This is a genomic window from Streptomyces sp. ActVer (genome assembly GCF_027270795.1).
In the GTDB taxonomy this organism is placed as follows: domain Bacteria; phylum Actinomycetota; class Actinomycetes; order Streptomycetales; family Streptomycetaceae; genus Streptomyces; species Streptomyces umbrinus_A.
The window spans coordinates 1-9,833 of the sequence record NZ_JAPWHT010000395.1 but is presented as its reverse complement, the minus strand read 5'-3'; the positions used below and the strand labels follow the sequence as shown (position 1 = coordinate 9,833).

Here is a 9,833-nt window from a genome sequence, read left to right as displayed (position 1 = left end):
GACCGCGCAGACCGCGCCCGTCGCGCCGGTCACCCGCAGCGGCACCCGCGCCCGCTGAGCCGCGCCCCACGGCCAGGCCCCGCGTTCCGCACCCTTCCAGCAGGAGCCCTGCCCGTGATGAGCCACCCCTTTGAAAACCTCGACCCCGCCCAAACCGTGCAGGTCCTTCCCCGCCACCTCGCCGGGCCCGGCGCCGTCGACCCGCGTACCGCATGGGCCTTCCCCTACGACGAGGGCTGGCCGTTCGCCCAAACCGACGACGGCATGGCCGCGGCGTTCAGCCCGTGCCTGCGACTGCAGACCACCTACGACCCCCAGCCCGACCAGCGCGGCCAGGGCACGTGGACCGTCAGCGCGCACCGGGCCCCGTTCACCCCACCGGCCTGGCGGATCACCTTCGACGCCGCCACCCCCGTCGAGCTGCTGCACGACGTCCACACCGAACTGCTCGACCTCTACCTCGAAGACCGGCACAGCGACCACGACCGGCTGTTCCGGGACGAGACGGCACCGCACGAGGCGTACGTGCCGCTGCTCACCCGCGGGTGGAGCCACGACGTCAAGACCGACGGCACACAAACGTTCCTCACCCCGGAAGGACTCGGCGGCCTACGCCACCGCTACGCCATCAGCGGCTCCAGCGGGCCGGCCTGGCGGGCCTGGGGCGGGCACCCCAGCGAGCCGCACTGGACGGCACGCTTCTCGTTCGGCACGCCCACCACGCTCGTCGCAGCCTTCACCGCCTCGCTGATCTCCACCGAGCCACTGCACCGCACCGTCCAGGACGTCCCCGTCCACACCCGCCGCGCCCTCTACATCGCCACCACGACACCCAAGCAGCCTCACGGCAGCACACCTGTCGCCCCGCCACCTCCCGCCCCGGTTGCCAGCCGAACCCGATGACCTTCCCCACCCTCTGATCCAAGGAGTCCTCCTCCTAGTGCACGCACGCTTCGTTCGATCCGCCGCCGTCGCCGTCGCGGTGACCGGCACCCTCACCTGGGCGCCGGCCGCGAGCGCCCAGCCCTCCGAACCGACCCCCTCGGCCTCCGCCGAGACACCGGCCCCGGACGCGGGCAGCGTCGAGATCATCACCAAGGACCCGGCCGGGGACGCGCTCCCCGGCGCCGCATTCCTCCTGCTCGACTCCGCCGGCCAAGAAGCTGGACGGGGCAAGACCGACGCACAGGGGAAACTGACCTTCTCCGACCTCGCGCCGGGCGTCTACCGCCTCAAAGAAATCTCCAGCGGCAGCAGCCTTCACGACACCGCCGATGACCAGGACGTCATCGTCACCCCGGGCAACGCCACCCGGCTCACGGTCGTCGACCCGTTCACGGCCGCCTCGGTCCTGGTGAAGGGCAAGGACGACAAGACCGGCAAGCTGCTGCCAGGATCCACGGTCAACATCGGCAGCGGCGACAAAACCATACTGACGCTGACCACCGGCGCCGACGGAACGGCCAGCGGCAAGCTGCCCATCAACTCCCGTACCGGCACGGACTTCTGGGTCAAGCAGGTCAAGGCACCTGCCGGCTACAACATCTACAAGCCCTCGAAGGCGTTCAAGGCCAAGCCGGGCGATCCCGTGACCGTGACCGTCACCAACGCCAAGACCGCCACCACCCCGCCGCCCTCGGAGAAGCCGACAGACAAGCCCACCGAGAAGCCAAGCGACAAGCCCTCCCCGGACAAGCCCGGCAGGGACGAGGACACCCCGGCGCCGTCTGCCTCGGGTACTCCGACCTCCAACGAGACCGCGTCGCCAGCTCCTTCCGGCTCGCTCGCGCACACCGGCGCCGACGCCACCCCATGGCTGATCGGCGGCGCCGGAGTCCTGATCGTCGCTGGCGGAGGCGCTCTCTTCGCGGCCCGTCGCCGACGCACGGACAACTCCACCGACGACGGCTCCTCCGCGAGCTGACCCACCCACGGCCCTCCGCAAAGCCCCTGGAATTCACCCACTGATTCCGGGGGCTTTGTCATGGGCGCGTGTCCGATGCGAACGGAGGCGGGGCGCCACCCGCCGCACACGCGTGACCCTTGCGTAGAGCGACGCCGAACCGTGAAGGACCGTACGGATATTCGCCTTCAAGAGTGGACTCGCCACCCCGTGGGGGTCGGCCGGTGTCGAACGCCAGCGCGATGTCGCCTGGGTGCGGCACACTGCCGCCGGTATCAGCTTTCCCGTACCAAAGGAGCCGTCCCTGTGGCCGAGCGAATCGTCGTCCCAGACCTGTGGACTGGGCGTTGCCAGTGTGGCGATCACGCGTACGAGGCGTCCGGTATTCCGGACGACCCCCACCTGTGCTCGTGCGAGCACTGCACGCGCCTGTCCGGTTCTCCCGCGATGGCCTGGGTCGGTTTCCACAGGGACGCCCTGAAGTGGACGGGCCCGGCAGGAGAGCCGGCCTACTTCTCCACTTGGCCGACTCTTCACCGAGGATCCTGCCAGCGCTGCCGCACTCAGCTCACCTCTGTCGCGGACGGCTCCAACATGATCATGGTGACGATCTTCAGCCTCACCCGCAGCGCCGAACTGGCCCCGGTCGGACACAGCTACCGCGAGAAGTCGGCGCCCTGGATGACCATCACGCTCGCGCCCGACCCGCGACCCGGCACATGACGGTCGGCGGCTAACCTCCACGCATGACTCACGCGCTCATGGGATTGGCGGAACTGATAACCGACCCCCACGACTGTGACCACCACTCATGCCGACATACCGCCGTGCTGTGATTCGAGCCCTGCGCCGGCCCCGATGACGGCCGCCGCTTCTACGCGTGCGATGGTCACGCGGGGCTGTTCGCCCGGAGCGTGGCTTTCGCGTCGGCCGCAGGCGGAAAGGTCGTCTGAGAGAGGCTTTCCGTGCTCCCCGCCCTACTGTGGAAGGGCAACGATCTCTCCTGGGAGCACAACGAGTGACAGCGTCAATGGAGCGACTCTGCGACTGGGTCGTCAATAAGGACAAGGTCTGGGTCCACGGCGACCGGATCACCGACGGCCACGTCGCTCTCGACATGCGCCTCACCCCAGGGCTCGACCCTGCCGAGGTCGGCAGGGACGGGCAGTGGGTCCTCCGCAAAGCGCAGCCCTCACGCTGGGTGGCTGAGCAGCACCCCGACCTCGCAGACGTCATCCCGGACCCGGCCGACGGCTCGGACTGGAGCGAGGTCGCCTGGTCGGCCTGGGTGACCCGCGGCCTGCGTATCGGCGCGCTGCGCGGCGCCGCGGTGGCAGTGGACCACGGATGGCTCTCTCGCCTCCAACCCGGCTACCGGATCGAGGGGGCTCCCGGACACGGGCTCCTGCGGATCGTGACCAAGAACCCCGAGCCGTCGCTGCTGTCGGGCGGTGCCGTGCACAGAACGGTGATCGGTGTCGTGATGCCCACGCCCATCGAGGGTTCGGGTGCTGTCCTTGAAGCCATCGTGCAGGACCTTGCCGGGTGAGTAAGCGGCCTCAGCTTCCAGGGGATCCCTCCGACCTGTACCTGCACATCTCCTACGACGACGAGCTCTGGGACACCCCGCAGGCCGACACGCTGGAGCGGTGGAGTGTGTCCGTCCTCCATCGTCGGCGTATGCACGACGGAGGCCAGGGGCCGGCGGCCACGGGCAACTGCGTCACCGTAGAGTGCCCCGCGTGCACGGTCGAGGACGCCACCGTGGGGTCGATGACGTTCTACCGGGACCACCTCGACCGCGGCCGGAATGCGTTCCGGGCTATGGAGCAAGAGTCGGAGGAGCTGTATTAGACCGCCCAGGTCCTCCTCGACCCCGAGACGGGCTCCTTCACCAGCGAAGTCAGCGAGTTGCTTGAGTACGTCGGCTCCGGGCTGCTCGTCGTGGACCGGGTGACCTTGGATCCACCATGGCGTGGGCACGGCCTGGAGGCCGTATTCGGCTGTGAGGCAAACTCGGCGGATTTGCCAAATACCTCCAGCGCCCGCCCACCGCGAACAGTGTCGCCCTCGGCGCACTGGATGACGCGAGCGGCATGGTTAGCCTCGTCTTCTCCCCCACCCGTGCGGGAACGCTTCCGCCGCATCCTGCTGGAAGCCTCCGTCGTCCTCCTGGACGGGCACGTGGAGCGGTCGTACGGCGCGGTCAACGTCATCGTCCACCAGGCCGAGGCCATGGCGGTAGCGACGGCATCCCGCCCCCGTCCCCGACGGCGATAGACCCGGGCGGGACTTCTCACGTCAGGGCGAGGCGGCGACCGACCGGGGAGCCATCAGGTCGGCGAACGGGGTGCGCACGTCGGGCGTCGTCAGCGGACTGATGTCGGCGCCGGCGTCCCGCGCGGCTCGGAGGACCGTGACGAGGTCTCCGCTGGCGATGGTTTCCACAGGGCACCGCTCGCACTCTCCGGTCCGGTCATGCCCGTTTGCGGCAGTCGACGCGGCGCGCGCGTGTGCGAACACCTCGGCCGGGCCGTCGGCGCGGACCGCGTACCAGGATCCCTGCTGCTCCGCGGGCAGGAGCGCCGCGGCGACGCCTGGGTACATCGGAAGGTGGATGCGGTCGTCGTGGACGCGGATCACGAAGACCTGGTCCAGGCTGTCGCAGCTGTCCGGCTCGGGCGCTTCCTGCTCAAGCCAGGCGATGGCCTGCGTGCGGCTGCCGGGGCCCCACAGGTACTCCGCCGGAAAGTGCGTGGTGGCGTTCCGGGCGTCGTACTCCATCAAATTGGGATCCTCTCGCTCCCCGGGCCAGAAGACCGCGCGCACGAGTACGAAGGTGAATCCGTCCTCCTCCTCTTGCTCCTGCTGGTCGGCGAGCTGGGCTGCGTGCCCGGCCCTCACGGAGCCGGTGGTGGTGTTCCACCGGATGGCGACCACGTCGCGCGGGATCGGTGCCGGGTAGAGCCGGCCTCCCGGTATCGCGTGGCCCCACAAATGGTTGATGATCTCCGCGAGGTCGGACAGATCCCTGTATACGTCGACGGGAGTGAGGAGGTGGAACATGCCGTGGGCGGTGACGTTCCGCAGGTTCTTCTTCGCCCTCTCGATCCCGCGGTTTCGTTGGCCACGCAGCAGGCCCTCTCGCCGCGCCCACTTCAGCAGTCCGTCGAGCATTCCGTTGAACGGGGTCCAGGTGTTCGAACTGCCCATCCGTATCTCGGGCTTGCGGAGCCTCTTGTACTGATCGTGGAAGTCTACATAGCTGGTGTAGGCGATCTGGCGCTCGCTGCCTGCCTGGTTCCGGGCGGTGATGGTGCCGTTGTGGTGGGCGGCGAACCGGTCCCGCAGCGCCTGCTCCAGCGTCAGTTTGGCGGCGTCCGAGACCAGCGTGAACAGGTCGTAGCACAACAGGCCGTGGGCGTAGCCGGCGCACAGCTGCTCGAACTTCTGGCGGGTCGTCTGTGCCACGTCGTCGGCGAGGACCAGGTTGCTGATCAGGCCCTGCTGATAGTCCGCGGCGTCCTGGGGCCGCATGGGTCCGCCGAGGCCGAACGGCGTGAAATGCAGGACGCGCGGGTCCACGGCCTGGAGCGCGGCGAGGGGGTCGTTGGTCGTCGAGGTCACCGGTGCGGCCCTTCAGATGTGAATGTGGCGAACCTAGAAGGATCGGGCAGGGAAAGGGGACCGCGCAACCCGATTGGTTCGGCTCGCCGACCACGGACGGGAGGGACCGGCCTTGCCGTGGCCGGACGTAGGATCCTTCGACGTGACCGCTATTTCGTTCGATGACCTGATCGACCTGGAGCGCGCTGCCGTCGAGGCGAACGACGCGGTCAAGGACCTGCCCTACAGCGCGGAGTCGTGGAAGCCCTGGTTCGACGCCTCCGCGGAGTTCCAGATGAAGGTGACGGCGTACGCAAAGGCGGAGGGCAAGGACCGGGTCTCGGTCGAGATGGACGTGAAGAAGGCTGTCCGGCACCCGGTGTCGATCGGGGATGCCGCGTAGACCAGCGCGTTGCAGGGTCCTACGGAACCAGAGGTCCGCACCGGCGGATGGCGGCCATAGGCTTCCCCCATGAGTACGGTGCGTGCCCGGGTGTGGCGTTTCACGGTTGAGAAGGGCATGGCTGGCGCTGACGCTGTCCAGGCCGTCGAGATCGGGCAGGGCTCTCTGCCAGTGTCGTTGGCTGCTGTGGTCAACATCAACGCCCTTGCCTGCGACCTGCGCAAGACGGTCGATCAGCGTGTGCGCGACCACGAGATCAGCCTCCTGCTCAGCTATATCGCCGGCAGCCCGGGTACTGGCCCGCTCGGGGTCGACTGCCTCGCCCTCGACTCCAGCTCCCTCCACATCCGGCGCTTCGTCAGCGAGTGCACCGGCCTTGGGGTGATGACCGCTGTCAGCGAGGCCCTTTTCGACTGGGAGCCGGGGGCCAACGGGCTCAGCAGCTTCGACGTCCTGCCCGGGAAACTAGTCGGCACCTACGCGAAGAAGGGTGTGCGGCCGGACCTGCTGTACGACCTTGCCGCCGGTCCGCTCGCCGGAGAGGCGCGGGGCCGCCGCCGCGACCACCAGCAGATGTTCCCTGCCGGCAAAGGCACCCAGCCGCAGAAGACCCGCTTGGAGAAGCTCGCGCAGTGGTCCGTCGACCACGACGATCACGCCTACTTCATGAGCTGGGTCTGGCTCGGCACGGGCGGCGTCTACGTCGACATCTTCCTCCCCGACGACTCCCCGGCCACGGCCGGGCTCAGCACTGGGTGGATCGACACCCCGGGCGGCGCAACTCCCTGGCGATTCCGTGTTCCCCGGCCCGATCCCCGCCGACGCCCGAACCTGGAACCGGAGGAACCCCTCCTGAACTGGCCTGATGACATACCCGAGTCCAGCGGTGAGGGTCCGGCCGATGGAGCCGGGGCCTACCCTGAGGCGGCGATCAGGCGGGCCGAACCGCTGGTCGAAGCAGCCATGAACCGGTCCTTCGGCCGTGAGGACACACTCGGCACGTTCTCCGGCGTTGAGGTCCGCGGCCGGTGGATCCGCGGCGATGCTGTCGGCCCGGCACGCCAAGAGGTGCTGCTCGGCGTCCTGGGAGAGCGCCTGCCCCTGGACCACAGGGCCCAGCGCCGCCGGCTGGACTCTCCAACGGCTGACCGGCTCGACGCGTTCCTCGAAGGCCGCCTCCTCACCATCGTGCATCCGGTCGACAGCCCGCGGCCGAGCTGGGACCGGATCCAATCAGAGTTGCTGGAGTAGACAGGCCGCAGGTCCGGCCCGACGTCGCGAGGCTCGCGGAGGCGGTCAAACGCCCATAACGCGGTCGGGGCCGCCGCGCGGCCAGGAGACCTGGATTCAGTGGGCCCGCTGCACGCGCGTCGCCCTCCGTCACTCCAGCGGCCGCAGCAGCGTCGACGCTGCTGCGGCCGGGCAGGAGCTTCTCCGCGCACGCGACGAAGCGCTGGTCGGGGCAGGGACAGCCTGGCAGGCCCGGATCCAGGTCATGAACCTCCATCAGACCAAGGGCCGGGAAGCCGACACCACGATCTTGTTCCTCGGAAGCAACGAGTTCCAGGGCTCCGAAGGGGAGCCGTACCCGACCGGCTCCGAGCTGCTGTACGTCGTCTTGACCCGCGCCAGGAACGGACACACCGCGTTGTTCCCCACCTGGTCCACGGTCTCTGGGAACCACTTGTCGCGGCTCTGCGATTGAGGCGGCCGACGCGCACTGGTGACTCGGGTGAAAGGGACTAGAGAACGGCGCTCACTCAAAGCAGGAGGGGTGAGCGCCATCGCACGTCACGACCGGTCAGCCCCATTAGGTGCAACGGGGGCAACTCGGTGACGAGTGAGGTGTCAACGCAGGCGGTAGCCGAGGAGGGCGAGGCCGGCGGCTGCCGCGCGGCGTTGGTAGGCGCGCAGTCCGGGGGCGCCGGGGGGCGAGGGCCTGCGGGCGTTGCGGTGCCAGTGGCCGGTGAGCGCAGCGAGGAACGCCGTGGTGGTGTCGGGACTGCTGGCGGTGGCGGGGTGGTCACGGAGCAGACGGGCGATGTCTGCGGGCGCGTGTCCGGCGAGGACGAGCTGCGGCGCGAGGGAAGCGGCGTCGATGCAGGCCGGGCCGGTGGTGGCGTGCGCCCAGTCCACGAAGGTCACACCCTGGTCGTGGTCGCGGACCATGTTGTCGGCCCGCAGGTCGCCGTGGACGATGCGGGTGCCGCAGGCCAGTGCGGGCCAGGTCGCTTCCAGTTCGGCGAGCTCCGGCAGGTGGGCGCGGGCGGCGGGGGCGAGGTCGTCCGGCGGATCGGCGGCAAGCTCGTCCCAGCCGTGCAGGGCCGCCGCCGTGGAGGGCACGGCGCTCACCGCCGCGGTGTACGGCGCGGGGGCGGGGCTGGAGGTGAGCTTGGCCAGCAGGTCCCAAGTCTGTTCGGCGTCGCCGGAGGCCGCAGAGAGGTCCGGGTGGGGTCCGTCGAGGTGGGCGATGACGACGGCGGTCCAGTCGGCGGCGCGGTGGATGCCCAGCAGGTCCGGGGCCGGAGCGCCACGCGGCAGAGTGTCGAGGACGGCCGCCTCGTGGAGGTTGGCGGCAGTGAGCGGGTCGTCGTCGGGGGCGGCCTTGACGAAGACCCGTCGGCCGCTGTCCAGGCGGAGGGTGGCGGCGAGCTGGTGGCCGAAGCCGCCGCCCGGGGTGACCGCGTCGGTGACGGGTGCGCCGAGGGCGGTTTCGAGGCGAGCGCGCAGCGGCGGGGGGACGTCAATCCATTGCAGCCGGCCGCTGGTGGGCGGTACAGGCATTAGGCGATGGGGATGGCGTAGGCGCGGGCGAAGTGGGTGCCGACGACGGCTTCGTGGAGGTGTCCGGCGATGGCGCGGTCGCCTTCGACGCCCATGACGACGTGGAGGTGGACAAAGCCGTTGCGGATCTCGCCGGTGCCGGTCATTTCGCCGGGCAGGTCGTACTTCGTGATGTTGTCCTTGAGGGCGTCGCCTTCGGGCATGGTCGAGACGGTGAAGGAGTCGGCGGCCCCGATCAAAGAGACGATCGCCGCATCGGTGATGCCGGTCTCGGCGGCCTGGCGGCTCAACCCGTCGACTAGCTCACCGGAGAAGACTTCAAAGACGATCACGCGTGACTCCGTCCGATCATGGGGCTCAGCTCCCGCAGCATGACTGAGGAGCACCAGCGGGCGCCAGCGGCACGGGGGTCGAGGGGCCTCTCTCGCAAAGCGAGTGGCGAGGAACTCCGCGCGGTGCGTGGTGTCTTGGGTGAAAGGGACTGAGGAATCCGCTTGTATTCGTCCACTAATAAAGCACCCGCTGACGTGCAGTGATGTCTCGAAGGGGAGATTGAGGGGGCGGACGCCTTGAAGCGAAACCTCTGGACACTTGCACGCGAGTTACCAGGCCCTGCCGACGGGGGTGACACCGTGCACGAGGCCGGTATGGAATTCATAGCGGTGCGCAACGCGTTCCTCGGCATGGCTAGGAACGCGCTGGACGACGTGGCCAGGCATGGCCAAAGCCTTCCCTCGTCCTGGTCCGATGCCCGTGATCAAAGATCAAGCTAATGTCCCGCCCCACAAGTGCGTTGAAGAAGTCCAGCGAGGTGTCGGCGCCGAAGCCCCCTCGACGGCGGACGTGTTCGCGCCCCTCCCAGCGGAAAACCACGGGCGCACGCCGACGGCACGCGGGATCATGAGACATGAGTCCGGATGACTGGCACCTCACCGAAGACCTCGACGACTTTCTCGCTCGCGCCGGAGACTTCCTGCAGTCGCGTCCCGCCCTGCACACCGTCCCGCTGACGGTGACCGAGGCACTGCGTACGCGCGGGGCGGACGCGTACGGCGCCGACGCCCCCATCTTCGGCCTGCTGGAACGGGCGGGCGAGGTCCGTGCGACCTTCTTCCGTACCCCGCCCCGCCGCCTGAC

At 69.1% G+C, this 9,833-nt stretch carries 12 protein-coding genes and 1 pseudogene; 10 read left to right on the top strand and 3 right to left on the bottom strand.

Annotation, left to right across the window (positions count from 1 at the left end; translation table 11 throughout):
* Positions 1–117 precede the first annotated feature (117 nt).
* From O3Q52_RS41150 to O3Q52_RS41125, 6 genes are all read left to right on the top strand, one after another.
* A complete protein-coding gene (locus tag O3Q52_RS41150; RefSeq protein ID WP_269653667.1) occupies positions 118–903 on the top strand; it encodes a DUF317 domain-containing protein in 786 nt (261 codons plus the stop codon).
* 37 nt (positions 904–940) lie between these two features.
* Positions 941–1,924 carry a SpaA isopeptide-forming pilin-related protein gene (locus O3Q52_RS41145; RefSeq protein WP_269653666.1) on the top strand — a complete coding sequence of 328 codons (984 nt, stop codon included), beginning with the start codon at positions 941–943 and terminating at the stop codon, positions 1,922–1,924.
* 285 nt (positions 1,925–2,209) lie between these two features.
* Positions 2,210–2,626, top strand: coding sequence for a GFA family protein (locus O3Q52_RS41140; RefSeq protein ID WP_269653665.1), 417 nt, complete (start codon positions 2,210–2,212; stop codon positions 2,624–2,626).
* Positions 2,627–2,933: 307 nt separating this feature from the next.
* Positions 2,934–3,452 carry a hypothetical protein gene (locus O3Q52_RS41135; RefSeq protein WP_269653664.1) on the top strand — a complete coding sequence of 173 codons (519 nt, stop codon included), beginning with the start codon at positions 2,934–2,936 and terminating at the stop codon, positions 3,450–3,452.
* Positions 3,449–3,757: a hypothetical protein gene (locus tag O3Q52_RS41130; protein WP_269653663.1), complete on the top strand. Its 309-nt coding sequence runs from the start codon at positions 3,449–3,451 to the stop codon at positions 3,755–3,757. The genes O3Q52_RS41135 and O3Q52_RS41130 overlap by 4 nt, the downstream gene beginning before the upstream one ends.
* 270 nt (positions 3,758–4,027) lie before the next feature.
* On the top strand, positions 4,028–4,183 hold the full coding sequence (locus O3Q52_RS41125; RefSeq protein ID WP_210594862.1) for a hypothetical protein: 156 nt from the start codon (positions 4,028–4,030) through the stop codon (positions 4,181–4,183).
* Positions 4,184–4,204: 21 nt separating this feature from the next.
* Here the strand turns inward: O3Q52_RS41125 and O3Q52_RS41120 are convergent, their stop codons facing one another.
* Positions 4,205–5,530 carry a hypothetical protein gene (locus O3Q52_RS41120; RefSeq protein ID WP_269653662.1) on the bottom strand — a complete coding sequence of 442 codons (1,326 nt, stop codon included), beginning with the start codon at positions 5,528–5,530 and terminating at the stop codon, positions 4,205–4,207.
* 142 nt (positions 5,531–5,672) lie between these two features.
* Here O3Q52_RS41120 and O3Q52_RS41115 point away from each other — a divergent pair, with 142 nt between their 5' ends.
* From O3Q52_RS41115 to O3Q52_RS41105, 3 genes are all read left to right on the top strand, one after another.
* Positions 5,673–5,912, top strand: coding sequence for a hypothetical protein (locus O3Q52_RS41115; protein WP_159059656.1), 240 nt, complete (start codon positions 5,673–5,675; stop codon positions 5,910–5,912).
* 69 nt (positions 5,913–5,981) lie between these two features.
* Positions 5,982–7,163, top strand: coding sequence for a hypothetical protein (locus O3Q52_RS41110; protein ID WP_269653661.1), 1,182 nt, complete (start codon positions 5,982–5,984; stop codon positions 7,161–7,163).
* Between the two features lie 244 nt (positions 7,164–7,407).
* Positions 7,408–7,617, top strand: coding sequence for a hypothetical protein (locus O3Q52_RS41105; protein ID WP_061334539.1), 210 nt, complete (start codon positions 7,408–7,410; stop codon positions 7,615–7,617).
* Between the two features lie 143 nt (positions 7,618–7,760).
* Here O3Q52_RS41105 and O3Q52_RS41100 read toward each other — a convergent pair whose 3' ends face one another.
* A complete protein-coding gene (locus O3Q52_RS41100) occupies positions 7,761–8,696 on the bottom strand; it encodes a phosphotransferase family protein (protein ID WP_269653660.1) in 936 nt (311 codons plus the stop codon).
* Positions 8,696–9,028 carry a DUF296 domain-containing protein gene (locus O3Q52_RS41095; RefSeq protein ID WP_269653659.1) on the bottom strand — a complete coding sequence of 111 codons (333 nt, stop codon included), beginning with the start codon at positions 9,026–9,028 and terminating at the stop codon, positions 8,696–8,698. The genes O3Q52_RS41100 and O3Q52_RS41095 overlap by 1 nt, the downstream gene beginning before the upstream one ends.
* A gap of 575 nt (positions 9,029–9,603) precedes the next feature.
* Here O3Q52_RS41095 and O3Q52_RS41090 point away from each other — a divergent pair.
* A pseudogene (locus O3Q52_RS41090) lies at positions 9,604–9,833 on the top strand (GNAT family N-acetyltransferase); the annotation flags it as partial.

Bases quoted from the DNA above. Each gene is read 5' to 3' on its own strand.
- O3Q52_RS41150 (WP_269653667.1), top strand. From the start codon at position 118: ATGAGCCACCCCTTTGAAAACCTCGACCCCGCCCAAACCGTGCAGGTC.
- O3Q52_RS41135 (WP_269653664.1), top strand. From the start codon at position 2,934: ATGGAGCGACTCTGCGACTGGGTCGTCAATAAGGACAAGGTCTGGGTC.
- O3Q52_RS41110 (WP_269653661.1), top strand. From the start codon at position 5,982: ATGAGTACGGTGCGTGCCCGGGTGTGGCGTTTCACGGTTGAGAAGGGC.
- O3Q52_RS41105 (WP_061334539.1), top strand. From the start codon at position 7,408: ATGAACCTCCATCAGACCAAGGGCCGGGAAGCCGACACCACGATCTTG.
- O3Q52_RS41100 (WP_269653660.1), bottom strand. From the start codon at position 8,696: ATGCCTGTACCGCCCACCAGCGGCCGGCTGCAATGGATTGACGTCCCC.